16 protein-coding genes and 2 other RNA genes are annotated in these 14,481 nt (G+C 35.7%); 11 read left to right on the top strand and 7 right to left on the bottom strand.

The genetic code is table 11. The annotated features are described in order from the left end of the window. Nucleotides 1–4 precede the first annotated feature (4 nt). From ACF3OB_RS04575 to ACF3OB_RS04540, 8 genes are all read left to right on the top strand, one after another. Complete coding sequence (locus tag ACF3OB_RS04575; protein WP_172914526.1) at nucleotides 5–760, top strand: hypothetical protein; 756 nt, start codon at nucleotides 5–7, stop codon at nucleotides 758–760. Between the two features lie 371 nt (nucleotides 761–1,131). Further along, entirely contained in the window at nucleotides 1,132–2,001 is an 870-nt protein-coding gene (locus ACF3OB_RS04570; protein WP_095912303.1) for a sugar-binding protein, read from the top strand. Between the two features lie 175 nt (nucleotides 2,002–2,176). Beyond that, the gene (locus ACF3OB_RS04565) at nucleotides 2,177–2,413 is read left to right on the top strand and encodes an acyl carrier protein (protein ID WP_042006133.1); all 237 of its coding nucleotides are present in this window, start codon (nucleotides 2,177–2,179) and stop codon (nucleotides 2,411–2,413) included. A 119-nt stretch (nucleotides 2,414–2,532) separates the two neighbouring features. Next, nucleotides 2,533–3,780 (top strand): beta-ketoacyl-ACP synthase II, encoded by a 1,248-nt coding sequence (fabF, locus tag ACF3OB_RS04560; protein WP_095912304.1) that lies wholly within the window; start codon nucleotides 2,533–2,535, stop codon nucleotides 3,778–3,780. A gap of 5 nt (nucleotides 3,781–3,785) precedes the next feature. Beyond that, complete coding sequence (gene rnc, locus ACF3OB_RS04555) at nucleotides 3,786–4,535, top strand: ribonuclease III (RefSeq protein ID WP_042006144.1); 750 nt, start codon at nucleotides 3,786–3,788, stop codon at nucleotides 4,533–4,535. 113 nt (nucleotides 4,536–4,648) lie between these two features. Further along, on the top strand, nucleotides 4,649–5,119 hold the full coding sequence (locus ACF3OB_RS04550; protein WP_042344205.1) for a DinB family protein: 471 nt from the start codon (nucleotides 4,649–4,651) through the stop codon (nucleotides 5,117–5,119). 197 nt (nucleotides 5,120–5,316) lie between these two features. Further along, the gene (locus tag ACF3OB_RS04545) at nucleotides 5,317–5,568 is read left to right on the top strand and encodes a type B 50S ribosomal protein L31 (protein ID WP_042006127.1); all 252 of its coding nucleotides are present in this window, start codon (nucleotides 5,317–5,319) and stop codon (nucleotides 5,566–5,568) included. A 98-nt stretch (nucleotides 5,569–5,666) separates the two neighbouring features. Continuing rightward, nucleotides 5,667–6,419 (top strand): TerB family tellurite resistance protein, encoded by a 753-nt coding sequence (locus ACF3OB_RS04540; protein WP_042006142.1) that lies wholly within the window; start codon nucleotides 5,667–5,669, stop codon nucleotides 6,417–6,419. Between the two features lie 9 nt (nucleotides 6,420–6,428). Here ACF3OB_RS04540 and ffs read toward each other — a convergent pair. Continuing rightward, nucleotides 6,429–6,527: signal recognition particle sRNA small type (ffs, locus tag ACF3OB_RS04535), an RNA gene on the bottom strand. Between the two features lie 148 nt (nucleotides 6,528–6,675). Here ffs and ACF3OB_RS04530 point away from each other — a divergent pair. Further along, nucleotides 6,676–7,095, top strand: a complete 420-nt coding sequence (locus ACF3OB_RS04530) for a nucleoside-diphosphate kinase (protein WP_042006125.1) — start codon at nucleotides 6,676–6,678, stop codon at nucleotides 7,093–7,095. A 9-nt stretch (nucleotides 7,096–7,104) separates the two neighbouring features. Beyond that, the gene (locus ACF3OB_RS04525; RefSeq protein ID WP_392448527.1) at nucleotides 7,105–7,629 is read left to right on the top strand and encodes an adenine phosphoribosyltransferase; all 525 of its coding nucleotides are present in this window, start codon (nucleotides 7,105–7,107) and stop codon (nucleotides 7,627–7,629) included. A gap of 156 nt (nucleotides 7,630–7,785) precedes the next feature. On the opposite strand, the gene rny is transcribed toward ACF3OB_RS04525, so the two are convergent. The 4 genes from rny to ACF3OB_RS04505 form a co-directional block, all read right to left on the bottom strand. Next, nucleotides 7,786–9,354, bottom strand: a complete 1,569-nt coding sequence (rny, locus tag ACF3OB_RS04520) for a ribonuclease Y (RefSeq protein ID WP_095894006.1) — start codon at nucleotides 9,352–9,354, stop codon at nucleotides 7,786–7,788. Between the two features lie 58 nt (nucleotides 9,355–9,412). Continuing rightward, nucleotides 9,413–9,518: non-coding RNA, 6S RNA (ssrS, locus tag ACF3OB_RS04515), on the bottom strand. A 61-nt stretch (nucleotides 9,519–9,579) separates the two neighbouring features. After that, nucleotides 9,580–9,867 carry a cell division protein ZapA gene (locus tag ACF3OB_RS04510; RefSeq protein ID WP_042006118.1) on the bottom strand — a complete coding sequence of 96 codons (288 nt, stop codon included), beginning with the start codon at nucleotides 9,865–9,867 and terminating at the stop codon, nucleotides 9,580–9,582. A gap of 12 nt (nucleotides 9,868–9,879) precedes the next feature. Continuing rightward, nucleotides 9,880–10,179: a hypothetical protein gene (locus tag ACF3OB_RS04505; RefSeq protein ID WP_042006116.1), complete on the bottom strand. Its 300-nt coding sequence runs from the start codon at nucleotides 10,177–10,179 to the stop codon at nucleotides 9,880–9,882. Nucleotides 10,180–10,445: 266 nt separating this feature from the next. Here ACF3OB_RS04505 and ACF3OB_RS04500 point away from each other — a divergent pair, with 266 nt between their 5' ends. Beyond that, complete coding sequence (locus ACF3OB_RS04500) at nucleotides 10,446–11,663, top strand: HD domain-containing protein (RefSeq protein ID WP_232751804.1); 1,218 nt, start codon at nucleotides 10,446–10,448, stop codon at nucleotides 11,661–11,663. Between the two features lie 11 nt (nucleotides 11,664–11,674). Here ACF3OB_RS04500 and ruvX read toward each other — a convergent pair whose 3' ends face one another. Next, the gene (ruvX, locus tag ACF3OB_RS04495) at nucleotides 11,675–12,088 is read right to left on the bottom strand and encodes a Holliday junction resolvase RuvX (protein ID WP_392448524.1); all 414 of its coding nucleotides are present in this window, start codon (nucleotides 12,086–12,088) and stop codon (nucleotides 11,675–11,677) included. Between the two features lie 18 nt (nucleotides 12,089–12,106). Further along, nucleotides 12,107–14,467, bottom strand: a complete 2,361-nt coding sequence (locus tag ACF3OB_RS04490) for a hypothetical protein (protein ID WP_392448523.1) — start codon at nucleotides 14,465–14,467, stop codon at nucleotides 12,107–12,109. Nucleotides 14,468–14,481 lie beyond the last annotated feature (14 nt).

Genomic DNA, 14,481 nt, shown 5'->3' with positions numbered 1-14,481 from the left:
TGGTATGAGATATAATATTGTTACTCTATTATTCCTATTTTCGCTATTGGGATATGCTCAGTTTCCTATAACCGACTGGGAAAAAGAAAATTTAAAAGGGAAAGTTAAATCTGTAAAAAGCATTACATATCAGTATATTAATGACAACGGAAAGATGCAAAAAGGTAGTCCAATGACAGGGTTTAACACCCTGGTTTCGTACAACATCAAAGGATACAAGGTTTCCGGAGAACAATTCTCAACCGATGAAAAAATCATAGGAAGTTGGGTGTACATTTACGAGAGCAACAACCTTTTGCGACAAGTAGATGTGTTCAATCAAAAGAAACAAGTGCAAGAGATTATGAAACATACCTACAATTCCAAAACTCAAAAAGAAGATGTAAATGGATACGATGCTAATGGTGTTTTTACAGGAAAACAAATCGCTTGTTACGATGAAAAAGGGCTTAAGATAAATGAATTGTTACTCGACTCAAAAGAGAACTTTTTGATGAAATCCGAATTTATATATGATTCAAAATCAAATCTATCAGAACGTTACATTGAGGATAAGGAAGGTAAAAAAGTGGTTTTGAAATATGTCTATGATGAAAAAAATAATGTAATTGAAGAGAATTACTATGGAAATGGAGGGCAATTGTACGGACAAAAAAAATTTACGTACAAGTATGATAACCAAGGTAATTGGATTGAACGCATTGAAGAAATCTACGGTATGTCGCAGGTATTAACAGAAAGAAAAATCACATACTATTGAGGATATTTTTGATTTTTGCTACTCAGCATTATCATCATTTCTAAACAAATCATTACATCTTTAAGTTCTATTCAAGTTTTGCATTTCATTATAACATTCTAAAGAATATAAAGCTACGTGAATTTTACTTGCGTAGCATTTGTTTTTTTAGAGAGTGTTATTTAACTCATTGATTTATAGTATTAAGATGTGTTTTTTTGGATTTTTTAAAAGATACGAAAGGTTTATAGAAAACAAGGAAAAAGGTGTTTTTTCAAGGAAATCACATTTTTTTTGTTAAATAATTCAGAAAAATTTTACTGAACGAATCGTTTTATGTAATTTTGTATGAGATTCAGTACGTTTAGATTAATTTTTAGAAACAAAAAGAGATGAAAAAATTTGCAGTTATCATATTTATTGTATTTAGTTTTTTCTGTGATTTTACATTTGCACAGATGGTGCCGCCCCGAAAACCTACCAGTCAGTTGAAGGAAATCGGTTTAGTTGGAAACGTCAGGTCATTGCGAGTTACATCGCACATGGCCGTTGATAGTTTCGGAACTATTTACAAAGGAAAAAAAGCAGATTATTGGCGTGGGGACGTTGTAACCAATTTTGATAGAGAAGGGTACAAAACTGATGCGTTGTATTACGATAAAGAAGGTAAGTTGAATCACAAGGTGGTTTATAGGTATAGTAATACAAGGAAGCGTACGGCTCGCGAAACCTACGGTTCAGATGGTAAGATGTCCAAAAGAAGCGTTTATTTATACGATCAAAAAGGAAATAAAATAGCATTCCGAGGGTATAATTCTCAAGGTGCTATTTTTGAAGTGTATGCTTATAAAAATAACGATAAGGGTCAAGAAATAGAAGAAGTTTGTGTACAAACAGAACAGTCAACATGTGGTAAATATACACACGAGTACGATGATGCAGGGCGAGTTTCAAAACTCTGTCGTTATGTTAGTACTCGTTCATCAAAGCCAGATAACTGTGAGACCTATTCCTATGACGCAGAAGGTAGAATGGTCGAGGCGATTCTTTACCAAGGAGATAGACTTATTTATAAGGTTGTCTTTGAGTATGACTCTTCAGGAAATATTACCACACAAACTAAATACGATAGGTTAGGTTTGATGTTGGACGAAGTAGCCTATGTTTATACTTATGACAAAAGAGGGAATTGGATAGAACGCGTCGAATATGTGGACGGTATAGCTCGTTATATGGTTATCAGAGAGGTTCAGTATCACTAAGCCGGAATAAAAGTCTAACAGTCATTTTGTTAAAAGGTGAGGTGTAGATGCTGTTTAACAATGAGTTATGATTTAAAAAAACAAAAAACATCGATATTTAACCAATAAAAGTAGTGTTTTTAAAAAAAGTTTATTACTTTTGCCATCGGTATTTAATTTTAAAAATATAAAGATTATGTCAGACATTGCATCAAGAGTAAAAGCCATTATCGTTGATAAGTTAGGTGTAGACGAGAACGAAGTAGTAACGGAAGCGAGCTTCACAAACGATTTAGGAGCTGATTCATTGGACACAGTGGAGTTGATTATGGAATTCGAAAAAGAATTCGATATTCAAATTCCAGATGACCAAGCAGAAAACATCGCAACAGTTGGTCAAGCTATCAAATATATTGAAGAGGCTAAACAATAATTTAAGTTGTGAGCTATGAGCAGTAAGCAGTAAGCCAATAACTGAATCAGTTTAGAGTCAGCGTATTAGTCTTATGGCTTACTGTTTTTTTTATTAATGAACTAAATTTGTTTAATTGTATGAGAAATAGACGTGTTGTAGTAACAGGCTTAGGAGCTTTGACCCCAATAGGAAATACCACTCAAGAATATTGGGAGAATTTGATTGCGGGTACAAGTGGTGCTGGCATGATAACGCATTTTGACGCTTCAAAATTCAAAACAAGATTTGCTTGTGAGGTAAAAAACTTCAAGGTGGAAGACTTCATCGACCGAAAAGAAGCACGAAAATTAGACAAATTTACACAATATGCTATGGTAGCTTCTGATGAGGCTATCAAAGATGCAAAAATTGATCTTGAAACCATTGATAAAGACCGTGTAGGAGTTATCTGGGGTTCAGGTATTGGAGGGCTGGAAACGTTTCAGGATGAGATGCTTAACTTTGGAAAAGGAGATGGAAGTCCACGCTTTAATCCTTTCTTTATTCCTAAGATGATTGTAGACATTGCTCCTGGGATGATTTCTATCAAGTATGGATTTAGAGGGCCTAATTTTGCTACCGTATCTGCTTGTGCATCATCGGCTAATGCGATTATAGACGCTTTGAACTATATTCGTTTGGGATATGCCGATGTAATTGTTTCTGGAGGTTCGGAAGCTGCGGTTACTATACCAGGAATCGGAGGGTTTAATGCTCTTCACGCTCTTTCTACACGTAATGATGATTATGCAAGAGCCTCTCGTCCGTTTGATGCAACCCGAGATGGTTTTGTGTTAGGTGAAGGTGCAGGAGCTCTCGTTTTAGAAGAATATGAACATGCTATCGCTCGTGGGGCAACCATCTATTGTGAATTGGCAGGAGGAGGACTTTCCGCAGATGCTAATCACATGACAGCTCCACATCCAGAAGGTTTAGGGGCTAAGAACGTTATGCTCAACTGCTTGAGAGATGCTGGGCTGAAACCAGAAGAAGTGGATGCTATAAATCTGCATGGTACTTCAACTCCTCTTGGAGATGTTGCAGAATCAAAGGCTGTGTTAGATGTTTTTGGAGAACATGCATATAACATCAATCTAAATTCAACAAAATCAATGACAGGGCACTTATTGGGGGCTGCAGGAGCTGTAGAGGCTATCGCTTCTATTTTAGCTGTGAAACACGGAATAATTCCTCCGACAATTAACTTTGAAACTGCAGATGAAAGTATTGATCCTAAACTCAACTTTACATTTAATAAAGCTCAAAAAAGAGATGTCAAAGTCGCTATGAGTAATACATTTGGTTTTGGAGGTCATAACGCTTGTGTCTTGTTCAAAAAAATATAGTCATTTTGATAAATCTAAAAAAAATATTAAGTTTTACCCGTTTTAAAAAGAAAAAAGACGGGGTTTTTTATGCCAAAATGGAAGCACTGTTAGGCTATCCTCCAAAGACGTTGTCCTTTTATAGCGAAGCTTTTACGCATCCGTCTTATCAATATGATAAAACCAAACGGAAAAGCTATGAACGTTTGGAGTTTTTGGGTGATGCTATTTTGGGAGCAGTTATCGCAGACTATATTTTTAAGAATGCTCCTGAACAAGATGAAGGGTATTTGACAAAAATGCGATCAAAAATCGTAGAACGTCGCTATTTGAATGAATTAGGTAAAGAAATGCGATTGTTAGATTTTTTACGCACAAAATTGCCCCCAAAACAATTAGGGAACAATATAACAGGAAATTTGTTTGAAGCTCTTATAGGAGCAATCTATCTCGATAAAGGTTACGGTGAGTGTATGAGATTTATTGAAAGGAAATTGATAAAACCTTACATAAATATTAAAAACCTTGAAGATAAGATTCTTAGCCATAAAAGTTTACTCATTGAATGGTGTCAAAAACACAAACTCACTTTTTCCTTTGATACAGACGAAGATAAAGAAGACCGCTCAGGAGCAAAGTATTTTGTGTCAAAAATTTATGTGGAAGGTTTTTCTGTGACTAAAGCAAGAGCCACTTCTAAGAAAAAAGCAGAAGAAAACGCTGCCAAACGAGCGTGTTACAAAATTCAAGGAAAACACAAGAACCTAATTCAGTGATTTGTGCCGAACTCGTTTGTGGTTTTACTTGCTAAATCAATTTTGTTTTTCCTATAAATCCTTCCTGTTTTTGTAAGAAAACCGTACTTTTGTAAATCAAAAAAATATTCCAAATGAAACTAACATCACAAACATTCAACCTGCATAAGGCTACTCGTGCTAAATTGTTGAACTATTTAGATAGTTTGACAGAGCAGGGTTTAGCAACAATTCCTAATGGATTCAATAACAATGTTTTATGGAATATAGCTCATTGCGTTGCAACTCAGCAAATATTGTGCTATAAACTTAGTGGATTAACACCCAAAGTGCCTGAGAGTTTTATAGAAACCTATCGAAAAGGTACGGCTCCCGATGGGCATACGCCGACAAAAGAAGAAGTTCAGCAACTAAAGGAATTACTTATATCAACACAAAAGCAACTTCAGGAAGATTATCAACAAGGTTTTTTTGAGAATTTTAATTCATATTCAACAAGTTATGGATTTGAATTGAATTCGATTGAGGATGCTATTCAATTTAATAACACACATGAGAGTATGCATTTGGGAGTGGTTATCAGTTTAAATTATTTTGTGAAGTAGTGTCTTCAAAAATATCATTTCAGAACAAAGGACTGATTTTAAATTGTTTGATAATATTGATGTAGCATTTTGAATGAGCTAAAATACACGTTAATCTAAAATAATTCAATATTTTTTAACTGAAACTATTGCTAATTAAATAAATATACCTATCTTTGCCCTTTGAAAAATTAAGTGGATAAAAAATATACATTGCGATGAAAAAAGGAATACACCCAGAATCTTACAGATTGGTAGCTTTCAAAGATATGTCAAATGAAGAAATCTTTATTACGAAGTCTACTATCGACACTAAAGAAACAATTGAAGTTGAAGGAACTGAGTATCCATTAGTGAAATTGGAGATTTCAAGAACATCTCACCCTTTCTATACAGGAAAATCAAAACTTATTGACACCGCAGGACGTATCGATAAGTTTAAAAGCAAATATGCTAAATTTAAAAAATAAGCAGTTTTTTTATTTAATGCACGAGACTGTTCAAAAAATTGGGTCAAACTGATTTTTTGAGCAGTTTTATTTTTACTAATATTTTTGTAATAATTGATATGCAGTGGATACTTTCTTTATTAGGATACTTACTTTTTAAATTGCCTGGGGCTATTATTGGATATTTTTTAGGGTATTTGTTGAAAAGTTTTACAAATAACTCTGGCGGAAGTGGGCAGTATGGATCGCAATCAAATTATCGACAACAACGAACAGTAAGTCCAGCAGATTTTGAGGTTAACCTACTTTCTTTATGTTCATTAGTTATTAAAGCTAATGGGCAGGTCAGCCAATCAGAACTCGATTTTGTCAGGCTTCGTTTTGTTGAAATGTATGGGAAAGATCGAGCTAATGCTGTTTTCAGAACCTTCAACGAGTTAGTGAAAGGACGTGAAATATCTGCTCAGCGAGTTAGTATGTTTCTAAGAGCTCGTACTCCCTACGAAACTCGTTTGCAGATTCTACATTTTCTTTTTGGAATTGCCAAAGCTGATGGTATAGTTAGTGACTCAGAAGAACGTCAGATTAAAGAGATTGCACAATATTTTGCGATTTCACAACATGATTTTGAAAGTATTAAAGCCATGTTTGTTCGCAGCCAGAAAGAAAGTATTCGTGATGCGTATACCATTCTTGAAATCAATCGAAATGCTACTGATGCTGAGGTGAAAAAGGCTTATCGTGAAATGGCAAAAAAATATCACCCAGACAAGGTGATTACACAAGACGAAGCTATCAGAAAAGGAGCTGAGGAAAAGTTTAAGCAGGTGCAACAAGCTTATGAGCAAATCCAAAAAGAAAGGGGGCTTTGAGTCAATAAAAAATGGCAAGCTACCTACATCGCACCGCTACAACCACATACCTTTGCTGTGTTCCCACCCTGGAGGATTTTGTAGGAGCTGGTCGTGTAGGACTTGCCGGTGCAAATATACATACTTTTGTGCACTAAACAAGTTTTTTTAGAAAAAAATGTGTATATTTGTGGAACAAGAAAATAAAAAAGTGTGTGTAAATATGCTATATTGCTGATTTACAAATAGTTTTTAAAATATTAAAATATAATTAGTTATGCCTACAAACAGAACATTTACAATGATTAAGCCCGATGCTGTAGAGAATGGACACATTGGAGCAATTTTAAATCAGATTACAGAAGCGGGATTCAAAATCAAAGCAATGAAATTCACACAATTGTCTCGTCGAGATGCAGAGCTATTTTATGCAATTCATAAAGAGCGTCCATTCTTTCAAGATTTGGTAGTATTTATGTCGAGAGGCCCTATCGTAGCAGCAATTTTAGAAAAAGATAACGCTGTGGAAGACTTCCGAAAACTTATCGGAGCTACCAATCCCGAAAATGCTGCTGAAGGGACTATTCGTAAGCGATTTGCCAAGTCTATTTCTGAAAATGCTATTCATGGATCAGATAGTGATGAAAACGCAGCTATTGAAAGTAGCTTTCATTTCTCAGGACGTGAAACTTTTTAATGAAGAAAGATGGATGAAATTACGTATTTAGAAAGTAAAATAAGAGATATTTACGATTTTCCAAAACCAGGTGTCGTATTTAAAGATATTACACCTCTGTTGGCTGATGTCCAAGCAACCAGACAGGTTTTAGACTTATTTTTGAAGCGTCTTGATGGAAAGAAAATTGATAAAGTAATCGGAATGGAAAGTCGTGGATTTTTCTTCGGAACGCTCTTAGCTCAACGTTTAGAAGCAGGATTTGTTCCAGTACGAAAACCGGGCAAACTCCCGTTCGAAACTATTGCACAGACCTATGATTTAGAGTATGGTCAGGATCAACTCGAAATCCATTCAGATTCAATTAAAAAAGGAGAGAACGTTCTAATTCATGATGACGTACTCGCCACAGGAGGTACTGCCGAAGCAGCAGTAAAACTCGTTGAAACTCTCGGAGGAAATATTGTCCAGTTGAATTTCCTCATTGAACTTACGTTCTTGAAAGGTGTTCAAAAATTAGGAAATCACGAGGTTTATAGTGTTTTGAAATACTGAAAAAGCTACCTTAAAAATAAATGAGGAAGTACCATCAATACGTTTTCATTTTTTAAAATGTACAGCCCCAAAAATATTTAACTTTTGGGGCTGTATACTTTTAGATTGGTTTCTCCAATCGGGTAAATATGTTTATAACATTACGTTCAACAATTCCTATTTAGCTATGTTCACAGCTCTAGTTTCACGAATAACGGTGATTTTTACTTGTCCCGGATAGGTCATGTCTGTTTGAATTTTCTGAGATAAGTTGAACGATAATTCTGCAGCTTTATCATCACTCACTTTTTCACTTTCTACAATCACACGCAACTCCCGTCCTGCTTGAATAGCATATGCTTTTTTCACACCATTGAAAGAGAACGCTGCATCCTCCAAGTCTTTTAAGCGCTGAATGTAAGAATCTAATACCTGACGACGAGCCCCTGGTCTAGCACCACTTATAGCATCACACACCTGAACGATAGGGGATAATAGGGAAGTCATTTCAATTTCGTCGTGGTGAGCCCCAATAGCGTTGCAAACTTCAGGTTTTTCGCCGTATTTTTCTGCCCATTCCATTCCTAAGATGGCGTGAGGAACCTCGGTTTCTACTTGAGGAACCTTCCCTATATCGTGTAGTAATCCTGCACGTTTTGCTAACTTTACATTTAGTCCTAATTCGGCAGCCATTACACCACATAGCTTTGCTACCTCACGAGAGTGTTGTAAAAGGTTTTGCCCATAAGAAGAACGATACTTCATTCTTCCTACACATTTTACTAACTCTGGATGTAAACCGTGAATTCCCAAATCAATTATGGTTCGTTTACCAATATCGATAATTTCTTCTTCAATCTGTTTGGTAGTTTTTTCTACAACTTCTTCAATACGAGCAGGGTGAATGCGTCCGTCCGTAACTAATTTATGTAGTGACAATCGTGCGATTTCTCTTCGTACAGCGTCGAAGCAAGATAGGATGATGGCTTCAGGAGTGTCGTCCACGATGATTTCTACACCAGTGGCGGCTTCCAAAGCACGAATGTTTCTCCCTTCACGTCCGATTATACGACCCTTTACATCGTCCGATTCTAAGTTAAAAACCGACACACAGTTGTCGATAGCTTCTTCAGTTCCAATGCGTTGAATGGTGTTGATGACGATTTTTTTAGCTTCTTGACGGGCAGTTAACTTTGCCTCCTCGATAGTACTTTGGATATATGCCATCGCATCAGCCTGAGCCTCACTTCGTAATGAATCTGTCAATTGAGTTTTTGCCTCCTCAGCAGAAAGTCCCGAAATAACCTCTAATTGTTTTACTTGACTTTTGTGTAGACGTTCAATTTCTTCTTGTTTTTTGTTAAGTGATTGTAGACGATGTTCGGCTTCTTTGTTTTTCTCTTCCAATTCGTCCTTAAGTCGTTTGTTTTGAGCTAATTCGTTTGAAACCTGTGATTCTTTGTCACGGATACGTTTTTCAGTCTCTGCCATTTTTTTGTCTTTACTGGCAATGACTTTTTCATGTTCGCTTTTGAGTTCTAGGAATTTTTCTTTTGCTTGTAGGATTTTGTCTTTTTTGATGTTTTCACCCTCGCTCTTAGCTTCTTTTAAAATAGTATTTGCTTCTGTTTTAGCTTCTGAGATAATTTTTGAAGCGTTTTTTTTCTCCAATACCTTTGCGATGGCAAATCCTAAGGCAATCCCTACGATTCCTGCGACCACAATTCCTAATATTACTGTTTCCATTTGCTTGTTTTAAAAAATTATGTATAAAAAAACCTACATTGATTTGAGAGTTTTGCGTAAACTCCGCGAACAGGTTTAAGGCTACTGAGCTGGTCAAGAATCCGTTCGATGACGGCACGCTTTAACAACTCCACTTACCTTTTTTATTTTGTTTAATGTTGAGTTTACCAAAAAATCATGATCAATGTAGGCAGTAATTCCTTTCTATTTGTAAGAACATATGAATCAAAGCATGGCATCCATCAATTCGTTGATGGAAGTCAATTTATCTTTAACCGTAGAATCTATTTGACTCTCGTCGAGTTTTTTTTGTTCAATATTTGTTGCTAAAACAATGGCACACAACGCCAAAGCATCTTGTTTGTCTTTCAACTCATATGTTGATTCGAATTTTTGAATCAACTCGTTGATTTCTTTAGCTGCCTTGCGATATCCTTCTTCTTGATGAGGTTCGATGTTCATCGGATAGACCCTATCACCAATTGAAACTTTAATTTTCAAAATTTCATCCATTTTTGTTTGGGTCTATTTTGAAAGTTGAACAATACAAGCGTCAATCTCTCTGATTAAAGCGTTTATCTGTTGTTTTGCTTTTGTTTTTTCTTCCTTACTGCCGAGAATACCGTTTGCAACTTTTATGGCTTCGTATTTTTCTTTCCAAAGAATAATTTCTTTTGTTAAAATCTCTTTTTCATTGCGCAAAGAGATTGTTTGCTCTTTTAATCGTTGATTTTCAGATGTTAAATCTTCTATCTTACGTTTCAACTGCATTGCTTTTTCTTCGAGCAATCGAGCCAAATCATATATATTTCCTGTTGCAGACATTCAACGTATTCTGTGGGTACAAAGTTAATACAGAATGCTTAAAAAAACAATTTTTCAATGAATTAATTGAATTTATATTTGTATATGTTTGATATTCAATATTTTGGTTAATTGATATAAACTCCCAATTTTGCATACTTCTTGATTTATTTTGACGAAAAAATCACATCATTGATATCAAGGGTTTGCATATGTTCATGTTGTTATTGTATGGAGTTTTTAAAATATCACTGAAAATCATTATATTTGCCTTTTAAACTCAACAGGTGAAAAGAAACAAGCTAAAAATTGTCAACGACCCCGTTCACGGATTTATTCACATACCGGATGCTTTTATATTTGATTTGATGGAACATCCTTATTTCCAACGGTTGCGTCGAATTACACAAATGGGGTTGTCTTATTTGGTATATCCAGGAGCAAGACATACCCGTTTTCAACATGCTTTGGGGTGTATGCATTTGATGCAAAAAGTCGTGGAAACTCTTCGCTATAAAGGTGTTGAGATTTCTGATAAAGAAGCACAAGGGTTGTATGCAGCCATTTTACTTCATGACATTGGACATGGCCCTTTTTCACATGCCATGGAACACAGTATTGTTGAAAATATTTCACATGAGGAAATTTCTTTGCTCTTTATGCAAGAATTAAATCGAGAGTTTAAAGGAAAATTAGATCTTGCAATTGAAATTTTTCAAGGGACGTACTCGCGTAAGTTTATGAATCAACTTGTTGCAAGTCAGCTTGATATGGATAGATTGGACTATTTGAAACGCGATAGTTTTTATACCGGAGTTGCTGAAGGAAACATCAATCCTGAGCGTATCATCTCAATGCTTAATGTACGGAATGATGAAGTGATGGTTGAAGAAAAAGGGATTTATTCGGTAGAGAAATTTTTGGTAGCTCGACGGTTGATGTACTGGCAGGTTTATTTGCATAAAACGAGTGTTGTGGCAGAACAGTTGCTAATCAAGGTGTTGCAGCGTGTCAAACAGCTTATACAACGCGGTGAATCCGTGTCCATGTCCTCTCCGCTCAAATATTTTATAGAATGTAGAGTTAGCAAAGATTATTTTTCTAAAGAAATTTTAGACACCTTTGCTATGCTGGATGATACAGACATTATTGCCGCGATGAAACAATGGCAATTTCATTCAGATTTTGTATTGTCCAAATTAAGTAAAATGCTTTTATATAGGGATTTACCAAAGGTGAAAATGCAAAATTATCCCTTTGAAACTGAAAAATTGGAGAGTCAACGTCAAAAGGTAATGCAACACTATAATATCTCAAAAGAGGAGGCTGATTTTTTTGTTTTCTCAGGAGTAGTTAGTAATACTGCATACAATTCGGAACGCCAAAGGATACAAATACTAACCAAGAAAGGAAAGATTACTGACGTAATTAAAGCTTCTGACCAATTGAATTTGGAAGCCTTGTCCAGACCTGTGGTAAAACATTATGTTTATTATCCTAAATAGTTGATTTTGTTTTATCTTCTTCTGTTTAGGTAGCTTTGTAAGATAATGGTAGCACTGATTTCATCAATAAGTTCCTTATTTTGACGTTGTTTTTTTTTCATACCACTGTCAATCATCGTTTGGAAAGCCATCTTTGAGGTAAAGCGTTCGTCTTCACGGAGAACAGTCAGTTCAGGGAATTCCGTGGTTAAATTTTTTATGAAATTTAGAATAAGAGCTTCAATATCAGAATCTTTGTTATTCATCCGTTTCGGTTTGCCTACAATTATTTCTCTTACATTTTCTTCGTTTACGTATTTTTTTAAGAATTGTAAAAGCTCATTTGTAGCAACGGTTGTCAATCCTGAGGCTATGATTTGCATAGGGTCGGTAACGGCAATGCCACAACGTTTGACTCCATAATCAATGGCTAAAATTCGATACATATGTTTTTATTTTTACATTTATTTTAAATCTCGGACTTCATAGACGTGCAATTGCTTGTTGGTTTTTCCAACGACAATCCAAATCGATTTATCCAAATCCACATCAATAGCAATAGGGGTGTTTCCTATTAGGGGAAAATCCTGTATCAACTCTCCTTTTTCGTTCCAAAGGTATACTTTCTTTTGATAAGAATCCGTAACAGAAACGTAGTTCACGCCTCGAATGCGGAATAATCGTTGACGTTCATATCGTCCATCAGGAATGTCAATTCGCGTGGTTCCTATAGAAATTGTATTTCCTGAAAGAAAAGACGTTGTGTGTTGATTTCCAATTAAATAGTGTTCTCGAACCCATTCGCGATCATTTACGATGGTATTTCCGTTAAGGTCGATGCGTATCAGTTCACCTCGTTGAGTTGAAAATAGGAAACGATTATCAAAAAACAACGGAGGGTTGTTTGAAAAATTATATTTTCCCTGAATTGGGATGCGAATTTCTCCATTTCGATGCAAAATATTACATTTTCCATCATCAGACAGATATACTAAAAAATCTTTATCGTTGGCTCGATAGTGTTTTGGTGTGAATAGTGGAGTAGCGTTGGTGGTTTTGCGTAGAAATCCGCTTACTACCTCACCTTTTTTGTCGAGCATATGCAGATTTTTTCCTTCAGCAAAAAGAAAACGATATTCCCTATTTCGGTCGTAGTCAAATACTTCCATTGGGGTGATCTTTCCTTTGTACTTTTTGGGAAATGGGGCTACGTTATTGCCATTTCTGTCCACTACCCAAATGGAATGTTCAGTGGTGAATGCCATCTGTAGGAATCCGTTTTTGAACAAATCAACTTGATAGATGGGGCTTTGGATTTTTCCGTCCAATTGTTTTTTCCATAACAAACTTCCGTTATTGCCGATTAAATGAAGGTCGTAGTTCTGATCTTGTACCGCAATTTCTAAACGTTTTGTTCTGTGATTTAGTAAAATCGTTGGTGGGGTAATCATGTTTTCGTCAAAAGAAAATTGAAAACGTTCTTTGATTTTTTCGGAGAGCGATTTTTGAGTTTGTTTTTTGCTAGCGAAATTTAGTATGCAATAGTCATTTTGAGATGTTTGTTGAAAGACCGCCCACCGATAGTTTTCAGCAATTTTTGGGTATTTTTTATTGAATTCACTGTTGTCACGTAGATTAGCGATATAAGTTAAGTTAGCAGTTGAAGCCGTGTTCTTTTCTAGAACTTCATAGGATTTGTTCGTTGAAAGTGTGTTTTTTCGGTCGATATCCCCCATAACTGCGATGAGCAATTCTTTAGATTTTGAGAATAGCAGATAGTCATCATACACGCTCACAAATCGAGGTTTGAAGTTTGGTTCAAATGATTTGAAGAAATCCAAGGAGGAGTCGTCCGTAAGTTCATACATGGCAAAATCACTCTGAGTGACTTCCGTTAAAATAGGAAGTTGCAATAAGGTTTCATCCACATCAAAGGACGATGCGACCACAAATAATCCATCAATAGTACGCACAGAAGCTATGCCATTGAGTTTTTTTTTGAAAGGCACGTGGATTGAATCTCGCAAGACGATGTTTTCGGCTTCTTTGAACGAAAAAGAGGTGGCTTCCAAAATTTGGGCAGGAAACACCTTTGTCAAATCATTTTCGTAAGGAGAGGAACGTATCAGTACATCGTTCTGATAATCGTCTTTAACAATAGCCATTCCGCTGAAACGTATATCGTTTTCTTCCAAAAATAAGTCCAACGCCAGCCAATGGTCAAATTCTTTGGTAATATTTTTCTTAAAAAATGGACTGAAAAACTGGTTAGCCTGTTCATTTTGCATAAAAAGATTTGCACTACATGCCGTTGTAGCGATTCTTTGTAAATCTTCTAAAATGCTTTGACTTTCAGTTTTGTTAGTAGGGTTAGTTTTATTTGTGTTAAAGAAGGAGTGTATTTCAAAAACATTGCTAACAATCAGTCTATTGTCAATTATCGTATAGAACCATTCTTTGCCAAATTGTGATTGTTTTTGAACATGTTGATTTGCATTTTTCCAGATGCTGAGCGTATCAGAAGTTTCTTGTTTAGCGATTGCGAAAAAATTCTTGTAGCCAGTAAAAGCAACCCAAATATTATTGTCAGCAGGGAGGCTTTGTATTAGTTTTGTTTCATAAGTTCGTAATGGTTTAGGATTGTTTTCTTTCCAAAATTCATTGTTTTCGATGGCACTCAAAAAGTTGTTCTTGTCGTTGATTCGATAGATAACCTGAGTGTTTTCAGGGAATAGAAGCACATCGCCTTTGACAGGTTTTTTACCTCTGCCACAGGCACTGAGCCCCAATACAACAACCAATATTGCAAGAAAAATACGCCCCATCACCAACTAATGTA

Origin of the sequence: Capnocytophaga canis (assembly GCF_043187445.1) — a bacterium.
In the GTDB taxonomy this organism is placed as follows: domain Bacteria; phylum Bacteroidota; class Bacteroidia; order Flavobacteriales; family Flavobacteriaceae; genus Capnocytophaga; species Capnocytophaga canis.
This window is presented reverse-complemented; position numbering and strand designations above follow the sequence as displayed.

Excerpts from the sequence above, each read along its gene's own strand:
- ACF3OB_RS04575 (WP_172914526.1), top strand. The coding sequence starts at position 5 with ATGAGATATAATATTGTTACTCTATTATTCCTATTTTCGCTATTGGGA.
- ruvX (WP_392448524.1), bottom strand. The coding sequence starts at position 12,088 with ATGTATCGAATTTTAGCCATTGATTATGGAGTCAAACGTTGTGGCATT.
- ACF3OB_RS04510 (WP_042006118.1), bottom strand. The coding sequence starts at position 9,867 with ATGGATGAAATTTTGAAAATTAAAGTTTCAATTGGTGATAGGGTCTAT.
- rny (WP_095894006.1), bottom strand. The coding sequence starts at position 9,354 with ATGGAAACAGTAATATTAGGAATTGTGGTCGCAGGAATCGTAGGGATT.
- ACF3OB_RS04570 (WP_095912303.1), top strand. The coding sequence starts at position 1,132 with ATGAAAAAATTTGCAGTTATCATATTTATTGTATTTAGTTTTTTCTGT.
- ACF3OB_RS04545 (WP_042006127.1), top strand. The coding sequence starts at position 5,317 with ATGAAAAAAGGAATACACCCAGAATCTTACAGATTGGTAGCTTTCAAA.
- ACF3OB_RS04550 (WP_042344205.1), top strand. The coding sequence starts at position 4,649 with ATGAAACTAACATCACAAACATTCAACCTGCATAAGGCTACTCGTGCT.
- fabF (WP_095912304.1), top strand. The coding sequence starts at position 2,533 with ATGAGAAATAGACGTGTTGTAGTAACAGGCTTAGGAGCTTTGACCCCA.
- ACF3OB_RS04505 (WP_042006116.1), bottom strand. The coding sequence starts at position 10,179 with ATGTCTGCAACAGGAAATATATATGATTTGGCTCGATTGCTCGAAGAA.
- ACF3OB_RS04490 (WP_392448523.1), bottom strand. The coding sequence starts at position 14,467 with ATGGGGCGTATTTTTCTTGCAATATTGGTTGTTGTATTGGGGCTCAGT.
- ACF3OB_RS04530 (WP_042006125.1), top strand. The coding sequence starts at position 6,676 with ATGCCTACAAACAGAACATTTACAATGATTAAGCCCGATGCTGTAGAG.
- ACF3OB_RS04540 (WP_042006142.1), top strand. The coding sequence starts at position 5,667 with ATGCAGTGGATACTTTCTTTATTAGGATACTTACTTTTTAAATTGCCT.
- ACF3OB_RS04565 (WP_042006133.1), top strand. The coding sequence starts at position 2,177 with ATGTCAGACATTGCATCAAGAGTAAAAGCCATTATCGTTGATAAGTTA.
- ACF3OB_RS04525 (WP_392448527.1), top strand. The coding sequence starts at position 7,105 with ATGGATGAAATTACGTATTTAGAAAGTAAAATAAGAGATATTTACGAT.